We start from the raw sequence: 16508 nt of genomic DNA on the forward strand, positions 1-16508 counted from the left end.
GGGTGCCGGGTCGTACCCGTGCGGCACCCACCCGAGGCGGCCCGGGCGGGAAGCCCGAAGGGGGCGTGCCCGGTACGGGCACGCCCCCTTCGACGTCGAGCAGGCCCGCAGGGCTAGCGGCGGGCCTGGAGGAGGTCCTCCAGCTGTTCCTCACGGGCCTGGGCGGCCACGAAGAGCAGCTCGTCGCCCGGCTCCAGGGTCTCCTCCCCGTGCGGGGTGAGGACCCGGTTGCCCCGGATGATCGTGACCAGCGAGGTGTCCTCGGGCCAGGTGATGTCGCCGATCTGGGTGCCCGCGACCGAGGAGTCGGCCGGCAGGGTCAGCTCGACGAGGTTGGCGTCGCCGTGGCTGAAGCGCAGCAGCCGGACGAGGTCGCCGACGCTCACGGCCTCCTCGACCAGGGCCGACATCAGGCGCGGCGTCGAGACGGCGACGTCGACGCCCCAGGACTCGTTGAAGAGCCACTCGTTCTTCGGGTTGTTGACGCGGGCCACCACGCGCGGCACCCCGTACTCGGTCTTGGCGAGCAGCGAGACGACGAGGTTGACCTTGTCGTCACCGGTGGCCGCGATGACCACGTTGCAGCGCTGCAGCGCCGCCTCGTCCAGCGAGGTGATCTCGCAGGCGTCGGCCAGCAGCCACTCGGCCTGCGGCACCCGCTCGACCGAGATGGCGGTCGGGGCCTTGTCGACCAGGAGCACCTCGTGGCCGTTCTCCAGCAGTTCGCCCGCGATGGAGCGGCCCACCGCGCCTGCACCGGCGATCGCGACCCTCATGCGTGTGCCTCCTCAGGCCCCTCGGCGAACGCCGCCTCGACCTTGTCGATCTCGTCCGTGCGCATCATCACGTGGACGAGGTCGCCCTCCTGCAGGACCGTCGCCGACGTGGGCAGCATCGCCTCGCCCAGGCGGGTGAGGAACGCCACGCGGACGCCCGTCTCGTCCTGGAGCTTGCTGACCTTGTGGCCGATCCAGGCGGCGGAGGTGTGCACCTCGGCGAGCTGCACCCCGCCGCTCGGGTCGCGCCACAGCGGCTCGGCGCCCGAGGGCAGCAGCCGGCGCAGCATCTGGTCGGCCGTCCAGCGCACGGTGGCGACGGTGGGGATGCCGAGGCGCTGGTAGACCTCGGCGCGCTTGGGGTCGTAGATGCGGGCGGCGACGTTCTCGACGCCGAACATCTCCCGGGCCACGCGGGCGGCGATGATGTTGGAATTGTCACCACTGCTGACGGCGGCGAAGGCGCCCGCGTCCTCGATTCCCGCCTCCCGCAGGGTGTCCTGGTCGAAGCCGACACCGGTGACGCGGCGGCCGCCGAATCCGGCGCCGAGCCGGCGGAATGCGGTGGGGTCCTGGTCGACGACGGCGACCGTATGCCCCTGCTGTTCCAGGGTTTGCGCGAGGGCGGAGCCCACCCTTCCGCAACCCATGATGACGATGTGCACGGCCGTCCTTCCGGCTGTCAGCGACTCGCTGGTTCCCAGCCTCATTGCATGCTCTGGTTTAACAGGGTCTCAGACCATGGCCCAAGCTACACACGGGCGGTCACCGATGGGGCCTCTTGCGTCGCAGTCGTGCTGCGGGTGGGGAGGAATTGCGGCGGGATTGCGGTATGAGGGGGTGGGGGTTCGTCAGTCTGATTTCGAACGCTTACGATCCTCTGCGTGTCCAAACTGACCGACGTGCCCAAACGGATCCTGATCGGCCGGGCGCTACGCAGCGACCGCCTCGGAGAAACACTCCTTCCCAAGCGGATCGCCCTTCCCGTCTTCGCCTCCGACCCGCTGTCCTCCGTGGCATATGCCCCCGGCGAGGTCCTGCTGGTCCTGTCGATCGCGGGCGTGTCGGCGTACCAGTACAGCCCCTGGATCGCGCTCGCGGTCGTCGTGCTGATGTTCACCGTCGTGGCGTCCTACCGCCAGAACGTCCACGCCTACCCGAGCGGTGGCGGCGACTACGAGGTCGCCAACACGAACCTCGGACCCCGGGCCGGCCTCACCGTGGCGAGCGCCCTGCTCGTCGATTACGTCCTGACCGTCGCCGTGTCGATCTCCTCCGGGGTCGAGAATCTCGGCTCCGCGGTGCATTTCGTCATCGAGCACAAGGTGCTCTCGGCGACCGTCATGATCCTTCTCCTCACACTGATGAACCTGCGCGGTGTGAAGGAATCCGGGAAGCTCTTCGCGATCCCGACCTATGTCTTCGTCGCCGCCGTATTCGTCATGATCGGGTGGGGTGCCTGGAAGGGCATCGTCCTCGGCGAGACCCTGACGGCGCCGACCGCCGACCTCGAGATCAAACCCGAGCAACAGGGGCTGGCCGGCTTCGCGATGGTCTTCCTGCTGCTGAGGGCCTTCTCCTCCGGCTGTGCCGCCCTGACCGGCGTCGAGGCCATCAGCAACGGCGTACCCGCCTTCCGCAAGCCGAAGAGCAAGAACGCCGCGTCCACCCTCGCCTACATGGGCGGCCTGGCCGTCACCATGTTCTGCGGGATCATCGGCCTGGCCATGGCCAGCGACGTGAGGATGGCCGAGAACCCCGCCGAGGACCTGCTCGCGAACGGCGTCCCGGTCGGCCCCGAGTACATCCAGAACCCGGTGATCTCGCAGGTGGCCGAGGCCGTCTTCGGTGACGGCAGCTTCCTCTTCATCCTGCTGGCCGCGGCCACCGCGCTGGTGCTCTTCCTGGCCGCGAACACCGCGTACAACGGCTTCCCGCTGCTCGGCTCGATCCTCGCGCAGGACCGCTACCTGCCGCGCCAGCTGCACACCCGGGGCGACCGGCTCGCCTTCTCCAACGGCATCGTGCTCCTCGCCGGCGCGGCCATCCTGCTCGTCTGGGTCTACGACGCGGACTCGACCAAGCTGATCCAGCTCTACATCGTCGGCGTGTTCGTCTCCTTCACGCTGAGCCAGATCGGCATGGTCCGGCACTGGAACCGCCACCTGAAATCGGAGCGCGACGTCGCCGCCCGCCGCCGGATGCACCGCTCCCGGGCGATCAACGCCTTCGGAGCCTTCTTCACCGGCATGGTGCTGGTCGTCGTCCTCGCCACGAAGTTCACCCACGGCGCCTGGGTGGCCCTGCTCGGCATGCTGATCTTCTACGGCACGATGAGCGCGATCCGGAAGCACTACGACCGCGTCTCCGCCGAGATCGCCGCCGCCGAGGGCCCCAGCGACGACAGCGTGCGGCCCTCCCGGGTCCACTCGATCGTCCTGGTCTCCAAGGTCCACAAGCCCACGCTGCGCGCCCTGGCGTTCGCCAAGCTGACCCGCTCGGACACCCTGGAAGCGCTCAGCATCAGCGTCGATCCGGCCGAGACCAAGGCCCTGCGCGAGGAATGGGACCGGCGCGGGATCAACGTCCCGCTCAAGATCCTCGACTCGCCGTACCGCGAGATCACCCGCCCGGTGGTCGAGTACGTCAAGGGCCTGCGCAGCGAGAACCCGCGCGACGCGGTCAGCGTCTACATCCCCGAGTACGTCGTCGGCCGCTGGTACGAACACCTGCTGCACAACCAGAGCGCGCTGCGCCTCAAGGGCCGGCTGCTCTTCACCCCCGGTGTGATGGTCACCTCGGTGCCCTACCAGCTGGAGTCCTCGGAGCTCGCCAAGCGGCGGGCGAAGAAGCGTCAGGACTGGAACGCCCCGGGTGCGGTGCGCCGCGGACCGGTGGACACTCCGCGGCCCCCGCGGCCGCCGAAGGAGCCCACCCCGAAGGGCTGAGCAGGTTGGTGAACGGCCGGACGAGATCCACGTAAACTGGTGGGTCGGTCGTCCGGCCGTTTTCCGTTGTTTCAGTTTTTGGAGTCTCCCCACCATGACGAGCGTCGAGCAGAACGAGAAGCAGTCACTGGTCGGGGAGGAGTACGAGGTCGAGGTCGGCCCCGTCGCGCACGGCGGACACTGCATCGCCCGGACCGAGGACGGCCGCGTCCTCTTCGTCCGCCACACCCTGCCCGGCGAGAAGGTCGTCGCCAAGGTCACCGAGGGCGACGTCGACTCCCGCTACCTGCGCGCCGACGCGATCACCGTGCTCGACGCCTCCAAGGACCGCGTCGAGGCCCCCTGCCCGTACGCCGGCCCCGGCAAGTGCGGCGGCTGCGACTGGCAGCACGCCAAGCCCGGCGCCCAGCGCCGGCTCAAGGGCGAGGTCGTCGCCGAGCAGCTGAAGCGGCTCGCGGGGCTCACCCCGGAGGAAGCCGGCTGGGACGGCACCGTGATGCCGGCCGAGGGCGACAAGCTGCCGGCCGGGCAGGTGCCGCAGTGGCGCACCCGCGTGCAGTTCGCCATCGACGAGGACGGCACCGTCGGCCTGCGCCGCCACCGCTCGCACGAGATCGAGGCGATCGAGCACTGCATGATCGCGGCGCCGGGCGTCAGCGAACTGGGCATCGAGAAGCAGGACTGGCCGCAGATGGCCACGGTCGAGGCGATCGCGGCGACCGGCTCCCAGGACCGCCAGGTCGTCCTGACCCCCCGCCCCGGCGGCCGTCTCCCCCTCGTGGAGCTGGACAAGCCGGTCTCGGTCCTCCGCGTGGAGGAGAAGGACGGCGGCGTCCACCGCGTCCACGGCCGACCCTTCGTACGGGAGCGCGCGGACGGCCGTACGTACCGCGTGGGCATGGGCGGCTTCTGGCAGGTCCACCCGCAGGCCGCGGACACCCTGATCAAGGCCGTCATGCAGGGCCTGATGCCGCGCAAGGGCGAGATGGCCCTCGACCTCTACTGCGGCGTCGGCATCTTCGCGGGAGCCCTCGCGGAACGCCTCGGCGAGACCGGGGCCGTCCTCGGCATCGAGTCGACGAAGCGCGCGGTGGAGGACGCCCGGCACAACCTGGCGGACTTCCCGCGGGTCCGCATCGAGCAGGGCAAGGTCGAGCAGATCCTCCCGAAGACCGGGATCACGGAATGCGACCTGGTCGTCCTGGACCCCCCGCGCGCGGGCGCGGGCAAGCAGACGGTCCGCCACATCACGGGCCTCTCGGCGCGCCGCATCGCGTACGTGGCATGCGACCCGGCGGCCCTGGCCCGCGACCTCGGCTACTTCAAGGAGAACGGCTACAAGGTTCGCACCCTCCGCGTCTTCGACCTCTTCCCGATGACCCACCACGTGGAGTGCGTCGCGATCCTTGAACCCATCGCGAAGGCCGCCTGACCTGCAGGTTTCCCGGTGTGCGTTATGTGCATTGTGGGCGTTACGGGCGATATCTTGACGCTGAGATGACGCTCGTGACGCTCGTTCTGACGAGGCGTCAGTACTGTGATAGTGCAGGTCGTGCTGGGTGCTGAGCTCGGTTTGTGCGGTCTGACTTTGCGGAGACTTGAAGAAAATCGGTCCGTTCCGCCGTCGCTGGCTGCGGCGGCGGGCGCGCTGCCAGGTGTGGCATCGAGGCCGGCAGCCACAGAGTGGGTGCTCAGTAGCTGGGTCCGTAGGGACTCAAGCCGTGCATGAACGGCTTGAGGTCCTCGGCCCGGGGTTCGGGAATCTCCGGCATCAACGGTGCACCGTTGAGCGGATTCAGGCGTTGCACGTGGCTCTCGGCCCAGGCGATCCACGCCTCCGCTTCGTCCTTGGCCGGTCCGAGCGGCAGGCTCTCTGCGTGGAGTCGGAGTGCGCCGACGTACTCGACAAGACCCACTGCCCGCCTCCACGCCGCGTTCTGTGCTTCAAGGTGGCGGGCGCGGTATGCCTCTGCGTATTCGGCCGTGGCCTGACGTTTCACGGCTTCCCATCGCAGGCGCTTCTGCTGGGCCTCCTCAAGGTCCGCCAGACGCTTGCGTTCGGCTGCCTGCCCGCGGAGGCCGACCTCCTGCACGATTTCGGCGAGCTGGTCCTCCAGGGGGCGTGCGGCCGTGTCGGCCCATTCGCCGGCCCTGTGTCGCAGGCCGCCGCTGACGCAGATCCTCAGGCGTTCAGAGGGGGAGTGGTCGTACCGCGGAATCCTGACCCAGGAGTGCTTCTCTGCGTCAGCGAGTTCCTTCGTCGTGGGGAGGTGTTCGGTCCGGTCCTGTTCCTGCAGGATGAGGAAATCGCATCTCTGCCCCTGGGCTGTGACGGTGAAGTGGGGAGGGCCGTCTCGCCGGCGATGTGCTGCCGGTGCGCTCTCGGCTGTGCCGAACGCGCTGGCGTATCCCAGTCTCTGCGTTGCGGTGAGCAATGCGTGGATGAGACGGAAGGATCGACCCTGCACAGACTTGGTCAGCCTCATGGGCTGGGGGTGCCCCTGTAGAGCTTTGACCACCGGGTGCGGAGCGGTGAGCCGTACCGGTACGGGAATGGGTGGCAGCACGGCCAACCGCCAGGCGGGGGTGTCGACCAGGCGGATTTCGTATCCATCGCGGCACCAGCCCGCGTGCAGTTCCTTCGTCTCGGGGATCTTTCCCGACCGGCGCGCCGCGGCGACACGGATCGGCCATTTCTCGGTCTCCCGACCACTGGCTTCACGTTTGACGATTCGACCGCCGGCTTCGACGAGCTCTTCCAGGAGCTGCTCCGTGACGGTCTTGGCCTTCTTCCGTGGAAGGGGCCTGGTTCGTTGCGGTGGCACGGGCGCAACCGACCTGGCGCTGGATTTCTCGCTCTTGGCCACGTCGGGTGACTGGCTTCCAGCCCGTGGCGCTGGTGCGGTGTCTTTGCTGCAAGGTTGTTCGGGCGGATGGGATCCGTGGTCCAGGTATTGCTGGCCGGCCTTGGTGAGGGCGACGGACCATTGCCCCTGTCGCTTGGAGACTTTGACTAGTCCGCGGCTGTGCAGGGCTTGGCAGCTGAGTTTGTGCCCGGTTCCTTCCCACACGCCGTCAGGGCAGCCTCGGGCGACCCATTGCAGCACCTGTTGCTGCCGTTCGTTGAGCTGTCGTGGCACCTGAACTCCCCACCGTGCGAATGCCTGCACGGGCATGCTCGCAGCCGCACTCCGCCTGGCGTGGGTGGAAGGGCAATGGGGTTGGCAGGCGGCATGAAGATTCGGACAGATGTAGGCATGGCCGCGTGTGGTGGCTAGGCTCGCAGTCGTTCGTTGGTGGCCGCCGTGGACGCTTGCTGGTCGGCCTGCGACGGGTGCTGGCCATTTCGCGATCATCCGACGGGGTGGCCGCCGGGCGTACGAGCGCCCGTACTAGCCTGGCCATCCGTGCTGAGGCGTTCCCGTGTCTCGTGCAGGGGAAGGCTGGTTAGGGGTGTCGGCCCCGCTCGGCTGCGGCCAGGAGGGGACTGGCGAGTGGATCGTGTGAACGTGAGCCGCTCGTGCTTCCGGTGATGGGTGCCTGAGGGTAGGCAGGGGCGTGCAGGCGCACCGCGGACGAGGGCGTCAGTTCGAGACGAGAGCGGGTTGGTTCATGTCGGTCGTGGAGCGAGAGCAGATGGATGTCGTCGCAGGTGCGCTGGCTCCCTGCGACCTCGTGCCCCGCGAGGCGAAGCTCGCGCTCGTCGAAGCCTTCGGGACGGAAGCTGTTGTGGCCTATCGGTATGACGCGCTCGAGCGGGAGCGGCGGGCAGCTGAAGGGATGCCGCCGCTGACGCGACCTGACGTGCTGGATCTCCTCATGGCGCTGCCCCTGGGCGAGGCGGTTCCTGCCGGCTCCTTGAGCGAGAGGGAGCGGCGGGTGCTGAAGTCCCTTCCGAAGGGCGCGGCGGTCCGCAGGGATGGGTCGATCACCCGTCGCGCGGCGCAGCCTGTCCATATCGACATGGCGTTCGTGCCCGGCCGTAGCTGGGAGTCGGCGATGGAGAAGGCCGAGCGATTTACTCCGTTCTGTTCTCGCGCGGTGGTGGTGGACGGCGTATTGCGGCGCAAGGATGATGCTGTGCTGCGTGCGGACTTTTACGGCATCGGCCTGCTCACGCTTCAGGGGGACTCGGTGGAAGTGGTGGTGCCGCCGCGTCCCTTCGTGCGCAGACGTCATACCGTCGCCGGCTGGAAGTTCCTGGAAGACGTCCACCGCCAGCTCCCCTGAGCGTCCAGCCCGCGGCTCGCTACGGGGCGACGGGGAGTGTCGCCCATGCTTTGAGCGGCGAGGGCGCCTGGAATCCGGACCTGGGGCTGGCGCCCAGGCCGATGCGCTGGTTCTCCAACGCGTAGCGGTCGATCGCGGCCGCACATTTGTCGCGCCACCACGACTTGCGCGGAGTGCCTGGCTGGTAGCAGGCCATCTCGGTGACCCAGTCGCTCCACGTGAGGACGGTGTGATTGTCGGCCTCGCGCCGGGTTTGGCCGTCCGGCAGGAGGAAGCGATCGAGACCGCGTCCGTCGCACTCCTCACAGGAGCAGGTTGCGGGATCCACGTTGCTGTACAGCCTGGCGAGGGACTCGGCGCCCTTGAAGCACATGAGCTCCGGCATCAGCACGTTCGGGTAGGTGGGGCCGGCCTTGTTGGTCTGGGCCTTCTCGCCGGGCGGGATCGCGTGGCGGAGTGAACTCTGAACGCCGATGCCGGCGCAGAGGGCGCCGTGCGCGATCGCATCAAGCGCAGCGAGGTCGGTCCGCAGGAGCGCCACGTGCTCGACCCCGGCCAGCAGGCGGCGCAGATTGGCGGGGATGTCCTTCGTCTGCTCCAGCGGATCGAACTGGCGGAAGAGGACGAGGGCCTTCGGGTGCCGGATCTTCGTGCAGACCGCGATGAGTTGACCGATGTTCTCGCGGTTCAGCCACGTGACGTCGATCGGGAGCGTCACGATGGTGTCGGCGCGTTCGATCTTGTTGGCCTCGCGTATTACTGCCTTGAGCGTCTTGGAGTCCGCGGGCGGAATGTAGCCGGTCGGGGTCAGTGCTGCGCTCGCTCCGCGTGCCTTCTGGAAGGCCAGCGAGGTGTCCACTGAGGCGAACAGCTCGTCGGTGGGCACCATGAACGGCTCGTCCGCGGTCGCGACGTAGGTGGTGTAGGGGGCGCTGTCGATCAGCAGGGTGCCTTCGTAGCCCGCCGTGCTGCGAAGGTGGAAGGCCCGCTCGTCGGCTTTGGCTCCGGTCATCACGACGCCGCTGAAGTCGTCATCGAGCGCGTGCCGCGGGCGCGGAAGATTGACGGCGTTTTCGTGGAGCAGTACCCGCCCCTGGAGAAGCGGCACGGCGGCAACGGTGTGGTCGAGCGTCTTCAGGGCGGGCGGTCGCCGCCTCGGGGAGGGGGTGTTGCTCATGAATCACCTCACAGAAGAGTCCGGCACGTCCTTGTGTCCGGACGGAGAAGAAGCGCACAAGTAGATCTCGTGGAACTCCTCGCGACCCAGGCCCGCCAGGTGGGCGGTCTCGGTCGGACTGAGGTGGAGCTGCTGCTCAAGCCGGGTGACGGCTTGAGCGAGGTGGCGCGGGGTTTCGCGCCGGATGGTGGTCGGCTCGGCGGTGCGGTAGCCGAGGGCGGACAACTCGACCATGAGCGTGCGGTAGTGCCATTCGCTGATGACTCCCAAGTCCATGGCTCGCCTGATGAGAGCCGCCATGGACACCCCCCACCGGGCCTTGAGGTCCAGCAGGCGGGACACGTCGATGCCTGGCTTCAGCTCGGGCAGGACCGCGTCATGGGGCATGAGGAACTCGGCGGCGAACCGGTTGGCCTGGTCCTCCTGCACGCGCCCCTCACCAGGCTCGCCGTGCATCACCAGGTGACCCAGCTCATGGGCCAGGCTGAAGCGTGAACGATCCCCGGGCGCATGCGAGTTGAGCAGGATCAGCGGATACCCGCCGGGGGGCCACTGGCTCACGGCGTCGAGCTCGGTGGTACAGAGATCCCGGACTACGACCAGAGCGCCAGCATCTTCGAGCAGGGCGACCATGTCCTCGATCGGTCCCGCGGGGACGTCCCACTCCTCACGCATCGTCTCCGCCGCGTCCGCGGGAGTGTCGAAGTCGTTGACCTCCACACGCCGAAAGCGATCGTTGCGATGGAGGTCTGCTGCCCGGGCCAAGGAGTCGACCTGGAGCCGGGTGAGCGCCAACGTTGCATGGATCCGACGCAGAGCGGGCGCCCCCATGGAGGCGCGCTTGCGGTGGTGTACCAGTCCGACACCTGTCCCGGCCGTGTCAGTGGTGCGGCACAGCGTGTCGGCGGTGTAGCGAAGGGCGTCGGCGAACAGTTGCACGCGCCCGTCCCTGACGGGGATGCGGCCGGCTTCAGCCCGGCTGACGTACCCCTGGGTGATGCGGCTGCCGTCAAGATGCGACATCTCGTCAGCAAGATCGGACTGTGTCCAGCCGCGCGAGTCACGGGCCAGCGTGAGCATCCCGGGATCCGCAACCAAGCTCCTCTGGTTGCGCACGTGCCCACCTCCAGCCCTGGCGAGTCCAACTCCCCAGAGAGTACACGGTTATATGCCTCAGAATATTCCGCACCTGATCCGAGGCCCGTCACAGCTCCATGCGTACCAGACTCCACTGACAGCCCAACTCCACTGCTCCATCGCGCCTTTCGACGCCGACATTGTGGTGCGGCGCCGCTGATAAGTGACCGCACCCCCGTGCCGGTGCCACCCCGCGCTGGGCGAGCCGGCGGTGTTCGCAGGGGCTGAGCCGCAGATCACGTCGCCGTGTCCGTACTCGCCTCCGGGCCCGCACGGGCGACGAGGCCTCCCTCGCCCCCAAACGCACAAGCGGTGACCAGCACATGCTGGTCACCGCTTGTGGTCAGGCCAACGGCCTCGGATCAGACGTTGAGCAGGTCTCTCAGTTCGCGCTCGATGGCCGCCTTGGGCTTGGCACCGACGATGGTCTTGGCGACCCTTCCGCCGACGAAGACGTTCATCGTCGGGATGAGCATGACGCCGTACGCGTCGGCCGTTTCCGGGTTCTCGTCGATGTTCAGCTTGACGATCTTGATCCGGTTGCCGTGCTCGGCGGCGATGGCTTCCAGAGAGGGGGTCAGTTGGCGGCAGGGGCAGTAGGCGTCACGGGTGCGGCCGGGGTGGTATCCAACTGGTGGGTGCGCGCCACTCTTACAGGACCTTCACGACACCGATGGCTTCGCCGGAAACAATCCGGGCTCCCTCACCGTTGAGGCCTGCGAAGCACGAGCTATGGGGGTGTCGGGGCTGAGGCTGTTCGATGTGGCCGGGGGAAGCGCGGCAGAGATAGCCGCACGCCCTGCAGAGGTGGAGCGTCACCTGCAGGACGTGGTCGAGGCGAACATGGAGGCCATGCTGGGGGTCCGGTTCCTGGCCAGCGAGTACAGCACCGGACCAGTTCATCGCGGCCGGATCGACTCGCTAGGCCTGGACGAGAACGGCTCGCCGGTCGTGGTCGAGTACAAGCGAGGCCGCGACGCCGGCGTCATCACCCAGGGGTTGTTCTACCTGGCGTGGCTGACCGACCATCGGGCCGAGTTCCAGCAGTTGGTCCGCGAGCGTCTCGGGGCAGACGTCGCTTCCCACCGCTCCCCAGAGGATGGCGACACGGGCCACTGTGTGGACCAGCCCCATCCACATCGAGGCCCCCATCAAGCCCAGCCCAACACGCATGCTGGTGTTCTCGGCCTGGCGTGCCGCCCTTGTCCATTGGTAGCCGCAAACCGCAGTCGTGATGAATGGGAAGAAGTAGAAAACGGTCATGTAGGCCGCGGCACCCCATTCCCCAGCATGATCGATTAGAAAACTGTGGCTCGGTGTGGTGCGGTCCAGCACGGTGAAGAATAGGACCGTGAGCAGAATCACGCCTATTGCGCCTGCCTTATAGGATGCGCGGGCGATCCAGCGCGAGACCGCGACGTGCCGGGGCACGACGGTCTCCGAGCTCTTCCCATAGCTGGTTGCGACGTAAGTCAAGGCTGCGAGGATGGCGGCAGTGCTGGCAAAGTGTCTGAGCGGGGCGCTCAGGTCGACTACGGGGATTCGATCCACCGCACGCATCGCTGCTGGCGTGTAGAGCCATAGAGCTACGGCGAATCCGGCGTACCCACCCCAGAGGGCCCGGCGGTGAGCATCGGCGTACCGAACTGCCGGGAATCGCCATACGGCGATGACGGTCATCACTGCCGCAGTCAGGTATTTGATGAAATCGAACACGTAACCAGTGCATATCTACGGGCTGGCTGGATGCTCACCAACCCGGAAGGCCGGCTGACCACAGCCGCGATTTTACGGGAGGTGGACTGCGTGGTGGCTAAATCACAAATCCGGAAACTCCGTCCTGGTGATCGCCGGTAACTCGCGGTTAGACTCGGCGCCGCGGTGGAGCAACGGGGTGAGAAAGTGAGGATTCAAGGAGGCTAACCATGTCGTCTCCCCCGATCGGCTGACGGCGCGCCAACCGCTTTATCAGCGATGCCGAAAGCTCGGCCCGTTTTTCCTCGGGGCTATCGAAATTCACGCGTCCTTGGACCAGAGTTGTTGGGAAACGCCGAAGAACTTCCTCGCGGATGTGTTCAGGTACGTATCGCTCAATCTCGGCAGCCGTCAGGGTGGTTCCGTGGTCCAGCCACTCATGCGCGAGCTCATGGAGGATAATGTGCTCGGTCTGGCAGCGACTTGAACGGCGGCGGTAGAGGATAATCGTGAACTCCAGCGCTTTGACCCGAAGGCCACATGCTGTGCCCAGGCCCCCATCAGGATCATCCATTGGCACCAGCCGAATCTGGCGACTCAGCGCATGTTCCATATTTCGCACCAGCGCCTCGACGCTGAAGGGAACGGGAATAGGGAGATCGGCGAGTAGCCTCTCGCATTCCTTCACGAGAGCGCGCCGTGAAGGGTCCCGACGCCAACGCATAGTCACTTCCTTGAAGTACCACTGGGGTGTCCGCTGGCGGTCCCCCGATCCCGATATCCGCATGTGGGACGCTAGTGGCCAGGGGCTCGCACTTGAAGTGTGCGGTGGCCGGGCGGTGCATCCAGTCGACGGGCTGATCTTACTAGGCGGAAAGCGCGGGCCGCACAGACCTAGCGTGTTATGAAGGTCACCCAAGTGCAATAAGCACATCATCCCGGTGTCAAGATCGAAAATTCGGACCGGGCTTGATCCAATTTGGAAGACATCGGAGATCGCGGGCTCTGACCCCGAAAGGATGATCTCCATCATGGAGAGCGCGGGGAAGGAGAAGCCGCACCCACGTTCTTTGTTTACGCTGGCGTTCAAGGCCGAGAACATCGAGCTATGCAGGGGTAGTGACCGCTCGGCCGGTCAGATCGCCAAGAGCGTCGCCCGCACCGAAACCCGGTGCGGGACCGCGTGTAGTAGGCCGAGGTCGACGCAGGTGAGCGGGATGTCACCCCTCGATGCGGCCAAGGTCCTGATGGCGGCCGTCGCACGTGCGGGGCATGAGCCCTCTCGGCGGCAATGCGACCGAGGCCGTGTGGGGGACGCCCACCCCGCCGATCTAGGGAGGGACGGGCACTGAACGAGCTGCGTGTTCGGCTGAGCGGGAAGTCATTGAGTTCGGATGAAGGCGGTGATCTCTGGGTTCCCCGGTTGGTAGCCGTCGGACGTGTCAACCAGCAGCGTGGGCACGTCGAGGGAGATGTCGGCGAACTGTTCCGGCGCATAGGTGCCAGCGGCGCTGTCGGTGAGGAGCTGCCGGTCGCCGTGCGCTGCCCGGTGCCGTTCAGAGTTGGCGCGTTCGGCCATCCGCTCGACGATGGCTGAGGTGGAAGTGGTGCAGCGGATGATCCGAAGGCTGGCGATGTCCGCGAGGGGTTCGAGTCCGGGGCGCCAGAGTCGGTCCTGGTAGGCGGCCTCGGCGACGACGGCCTGGAGGAGCACGCTGAGGGTGTCGAAGGCATGCACGGCAGGAATGTTGAGGTCGTCGGCTCCGGGCTGGTCGATCCCGGTGCTCATGACCATGCCCTGCTTGATCTCGTCGCGGATGATCGCGGGGCAGCCGAGCTCGTCGGCAAGGCTGTGCGCGAGGGTGGTCTTGCCGCTGCCGGGTGGACCGCTGACCACCACGAGGGTCGGCTGTGCTGGCATTCGCTGAGCTCCCGAGGGGCGAGCGGGTACGTCTCGCCTGATCAGGCGAGGGACCGTGCCGGGGTCTGGATGAGCTGGAAGGCGATTAATCCGGCTGTCGGCTTAGTTTCTCGTACGCGGCCGGGTGCTGGTGGGGCATTGAGGCGGCGGGTCGGCGTTCGACAAGTCGGTCAACAACATCAATACGCGGAAGTCAAGCGTTAGCCTCGCTGTTTCGCTTGGGGTGACGAGGTGACGCTGTGGGGTTGATCGAGGCGGTATCGGGTGGTGGGCATGGTGGGGACCCGGCGCGTTGGTTGGGTTCTCCAAGGTCTTTCGTGTCGTAGGTGGCCGGGGCGGCTGGTCAGTTGGCGGGGCGGGGTAGGGCGGCCAGACGGTGGAAGGCGGCGGCGAGTTGGTGCCGCCAGGGCCAGGTTGCTGCGATCCGCAGGTGGAGGCAACGGCCGCCGCGGGTGAGACGGGCAGCGGCGTACAGGATTCGGTAGCGGAGTTTCTTGGGTTCGGCGGTAGCCAGCTCGCCGTCCAGCAGCAGGACGCGGGTCCAGGCCAGAAGGTCGATGGCCGCGAGGCTGAGCTCGAGCCAGGCGGCGTTGACGGAGAACAGGCGGGATGGGAAGCGTCCGAAGCCGGTGGTCTTGCCGCACCGGATGTGGTCCTCGACGGTGGCATGTCCGCGGTGGCGGACCTCCAGGAACTGCGCGGAACCGCCGCCGGCGAAGGGGGTGTCGGTGAGGAAAACCTGGTGCCGCAGGCCCTCGTCGCAGTCGAACAGGGACAGCTGGGCGCCGGGGTGCGGGCGCTCGCGGCGCACGATGATGCGGGTGCCGGCCGGGTAGCCGTTCAGGTCGACCATGCCGGTCAGCTCGGCGACCTCGGCAGACTCACGCAGGGTCCCGTCGGGGTCCAGGGCCGGGTGCCAGACCTGTTCGGGCAGACGAGCTCTTACCCTGGGGAACCGACGAAATGTGACACGCGGGGTGACGGAATACGGATTGGGTGTCTGCGGTCGGTGTTTGGCTCCCACAGGGCTGCGCAACTACTGAGTGCCCCATAAGAATTCCTCACGCACTGTGCGGCTAGTACACACGGGGCAGATATGTACTGCTCTACCGTGTTTCGCTGATAATGCGGTCGGCTTGTTGCTTATGATCCGCGCAGGAGACCGTTGCCGGGGGTGCACAGGTGCGGATCGTGGTGCTGGTGCTTGCCGGCGCAAGTGCGGTGCTGGCGGTCTTGCTCGCGCTGGCGGCGAACGCCGCCACGTCCAAACAGCGTTGGCCCGGCCTGTTGGATGAGCTTCGGCAGCACCCGTGGCTATGGGTCGGCGTGCTGGGCTTGCTGGCGGTCGTAACGGCAGTTGCCGCGATGTGGAAGCAGGAGCACCCCCCGGCGGTCCGCGACGATCCGCCGCCTCCGCTGCCTCCGGCCGTTCCTAGCTGGTTCGTAGACCGGGCCCAGACCCACGCCACGGTGGAGGCGGTGTGCCGCGACGGCCACGCGGTCGGCATCACCACCTCCCTGTGGGGAGCTGGAGGGTTCGGTAAGACCACTCTGGCAAAAGCCGTGTGTGCCCACAGACGCGTGCGGCGAAGGTTCCGTTCGCGGATCTATCCCGTCACCATCGGCCGGGATGTCCGCGGACGTGCAGCCGTGGCCGCCAAGGTCTCGGAAGTCACCCGGTTCATCACCGGCGACCCCACCGAGTTCGACGATCCCGACCTGGCAGGCGCCCATCTGGGCCGGCTCCTCGACCAGCGCCCCCGGACTCTGCTAGTTCTCGACGACGTTTGGGAAGACGAGCAGCTCGCTCCCTTTCTCCAGGGCGGCCGCCGCTGTGTACGGCTGGTCACCACCCGTAATCCGTCTCTGCTGCCAACTGGCGCGCGCCGCATCCGGGTCGACGAAATGTCCCACGACCAAGCCAAGGCCGTGCTGACCTGGGACCTGCCGACCCTGCCCGACGCCCTAGTCGAGGGCCTGCTCCAGGCTACCGGTCGTTGGGCCTTGCTGCTGCGCCTGACGAACCGCCTGATTGCCGAACAGTGCGCCGCAGGCGCCGATCCCGCCGCCGCCGAGCGGAGTCTTCACAGGCTGCGCGCGCACGGGCCTGCTGCCCTGGACGAGTCTGCCGCCACCTGGAACCTTGAGGACGCCCACCTGCGCCGCCAGGCGGTTCAGGCCTCGATCGAGGCCGCAACCAGCCTGCTGCCGCCCAGGGGCCCGGACCGCTTTACCGAGCTCGGCATCTTCGCCGAGGACGAGTTCATGCCCATCCTTGTCGTCGCTCTGCTGTGGCAGGCCACCAGCGGTCTGACCGAGGACCAGACACGCACTCTGTGCCGGGACCTGGAACGCCTGTCTCTGATCACCCTCGACCCGCAGGGCGGCGGCAGGGTCAGCCTGCACGACGTCATCCGGGACTACCTCCGCAGAAATATCGGCACGGCAGGTCTGGCCCGCCTCAACGGCCTCCTGATCGACGCCGCCACCCTCCCCCCAGCCCAGCCCAGCCCAGCCCAGCCCAGCCGCTAGCTTGACCTTTAACGTCCGAGGTCGAACGGTGCCTCGTACTTGATCACTCGGTTCGGTAACCGCCGTACGCGGAAACGGCCTTCGTCTGGATC

The 16508-nt window shown here is 67.3% G+C and carries 12 protein-coding genes and 3 pseudogenes; 5 read left to right on the forward strand and 10 right to left on the reverse strand.

The window, feature by feature from the left end:
- Positions 1 to 113: 113 nt before the first annotated feature.
- Positions 114 to 776, reverse strand: coding sequence for a TrkA family potassium uptake protein (locus tag ACFY04_RS27245; RefSeq protein WP_189739014.1), 663 nt, complete (start codon positions 774 to 776; stop codon positions 114 to 116).
- Positions 773 to 1441, reverse strand: coding sequence for a TrkA family potassium uptake protein (locus ACFY04_RS27250; RefSeq protein ID WP_030016272.1), 669 nt, complete (start codon positions 1439 to 1441; stop codon positions 773 to 775). Before ACFY04_RS27250 ends, ACFY04_RS27245 begins: the two co-directional genes overlap by 4 nt.
- A 219-nt stretch (positions 1442 to 1660) precedes the next feature.
- Here ACFY04_RS27250 and ACFY04_RS27255 point away from each other — a divergent pair, with 219 nt between their 5' ends.
- Both ACFY04_RS27255 and ACFY04_RS27260 read left to right on the forward strand, forming a co-directional pair.
- A complete protein-coding gene (locus tag ACFY04_RS27255) occupies positions 1661 to 3724 on the forward strand; it encodes an APC family permease (RefSeq protein WP_389120492.1) in 2064 nt (687 codons plus the stop codon).
- Between the two features lie 94 nt (positions 3725 to 3818).
- Positions 3819 to 5156, forward strand: a complete 1338-nt coding sequence (locus tag ACFY04_RS27260) for a class I SAM-dependent RNA methyltransferase (RefSeq protein WP_389120493.1) — start codon at positions 3819 to 3821, stop codon at positions 5154 to 5156.
- Positions 5157 to 5415: 259 nt separating this feature from the next.
- Here the strand turns inward: ACFY04_RS27260 and ACFY04_RS27265 are convergent, their stop codons facing one another.
- Positions 5416 to 6591 (reverse strand): hypothetical protein, encoded by a 1176-nt coding sequence (locus tag ACFY04_RS27265; protein WP_389120496.1) that lies wholly within the window; start codon positions 6589 to 6591, stop codon positions 5416 to 5418.
- A gap of 745 nt (positions 6592 to 7336) precedes the next feature.
- Here ACFY04_RS27265 and ACFY04_RS27270 point away from each other — a divergent pair.
- A complete protein-coding gene (locus tag ACFY04_RS27270; protein WP_389120499.1) occupies positions 7337 to 7954 on the forward strand; it encodes a hypothetical protein in 618 nt (205 codons plus the stop codon).
- Between the two features lie 19 nt (positions 7955 to 7973).
- On the opposite strand, the gene ACFY04_RS27275 is transcribed toward ACFY04_RS27270, so the two are convergent.
- The 3 genes and pseudogenes from ACFY04_RS27275 to ACFY04_RS27285 form a co-directional block, all read right to left on the reverse strand.
- On the reverse strand, positions 7974 to 9131 hold the full coding sequence (locus ACFY04_RS27275) for a hypothetical protein (protein WP_389120502.1): 1158 nt from the start codon (positions 9129 to 9131) through the stop codon (positions 7974 to 7976).
- A gap of 3 nt (positions 9132 to 9134) precedes the next feature.
- Complete coding sequence (locus tag ACFY04_RS27280; RefSeq protein WP_389120504.1) at positions 9135 to 10247, reverse strand: ImmA/IrrE family metallo-endopeptidase; 1113 nt, start codon at positions 10245 to 10247, stop codon at positions 9135 to 9137.
- Positions 10248 to 10630: 383 nt separating this feature from the next.
- Positions 10631 to 10870: pseudogene (locus ACFY04_RS27285) on the reverse strand (thioredoxin family protein); the annotation flags it as partial.
- A 136-nt stretch (positions 10871 to 11006) separates the two neighbouring features.
- Between ACFY04_RS27285 and ACFY04_RS27290 the strand changes: the two are divergent.
- A pseudogene (locus tag ACFY04_RS27290) lies at positions 11007 to 11351 on the forward strand (transporter); the annotation flags it as partial.
- A 781-nt stretch (positions 11352 to 12132) separates the two neighbouring features.
- Here the strand turns inward: ACFY04_RS27290 and ACFY04_RS27295 are convergent.
- The 3 genes from ACFY04_RS27295 to ACFY04_RS27305 form a co-directional block, all read right to left on the reverse strand.
- The gene (locus ACFY04_RS27295) at positions 12133 to 12651 is read right to left on the reverse strand and encodes a hypothetical protein (protein WP_389120507.1); all 519 of its coding nucleotides are present in this window, start codon (positions 12649 to 12651) and stop codon (positions 12133 to 12135) included.
- A gap of 693 nt (positions 12652 to 13344) precedes the next feature.
- A complete protein-coding gene (locus ACFY04_RS27300; protein WP_389120509.1) occupies positions 13345 to 13884 on the reverse strand; it encodes an AAA family ATPase in 540 nt (179 codons plus the stop codon).
- Positions 13885 to 14227: 343 nt separating this feature from the next.
- Complete coding sequence (locus tag ACFY04_RS27305; protein WP_389120511.1) at positions 14228 to 14737, reverse strand: transposase; 510 nt, start codon at positions 14735 to 14737, stop codon at positions 14228 to 14230.
- 512 nt (positions 14738 to 15249) lie between these two features.
- Between ACFY04_RS27305 and ACFY04_RS27310 the strand changes: the two are divergent.
- Positions 15250 to 15741 (forward strand): annotated as a pseudogene (locus ACFY04_RS27310) (NB-ARC domain-containing protein); the annotation flags it as partial.
- A 604-nt stretch (positions 15742 to 16345) separates the two neighbouring features.
- On the opposite strand, the gene ACFY04_RS27315 reads toward ACFY04_RS27310, so the two are convergent.
- Positions 16346 to 16399 carry a hypothetical protein gene (locus ACFY04_RS27315; RefSeq protein ID WP_389120529.1) on the reverse strand — a complete coding sequence of 18 codons (54 nt, stop codon included), beginning with the start codon at positions 16397 to 16399 and terminating at the stop codon, positions 16346 to 16348.
- Positions 16400 to 16508 lie beyond the last annotated feature (109 nt).

The organism is Streptomyces sp. NPDC001549 (genome assembly GCF_042894025.1).
Lineage (GTDB): Bacteria > Actinomycetota > Actinomycetes > Streptomycetales > Streptomycetaceae > Streptomyces > Streptomyces kutzneri.

What these genes read in the sequence shown, in the direction of transcription:
- ACFY04_RS27245 (WP_189739014.1), bottom strand. Translation starts at nt 776, where the DNA reads ATGAGGGTCGCGATCGCCGGTGCAGGCGCGGTGGGCCGCTCCATCGCG.
- ACFY04_RS27260 (WP_389120493.1), top strand. Translation starts at nt 3,819, where the DNA reads ATGACGAGCGTCGAGCAGAACGAGAAGCAGTCACTGGTCGGGGAGGAG.
- ACFY04_RS27270 (WP_389120499.1), top strand. Translation starts at nt 7,337, where the DNA reads ATGTCGGTCGTGGAGCGAGAGCAGATGGATGTCGTCGCAGGTGCGCTG.
- ACFY04_RS27275 (WP_389120502.1), bottom strand. Translation starts at nt 9,131, where the DNA reads ATGAGCAACACCCCCTCCCCGAGGCGGCGACCGCCCGCCCTGAAGACG.
- ACFY04_RS27300 (WP_389120509.1), bottom strand. Translation starts at nt 13,884, where the DNA reads ATGCCAGCACAGCCGACCCTCGTGGTGGTCAGCGGTCCACCCGGCAGC.
- ACFY04_RS27305 (WP_389120511.1), bottom strand. Translation starts at nt 14,737, where the DNA reads ATGGTCGACCTGAACGGCTACCCGGCCGGCACCCGCATCATCGTGCGC.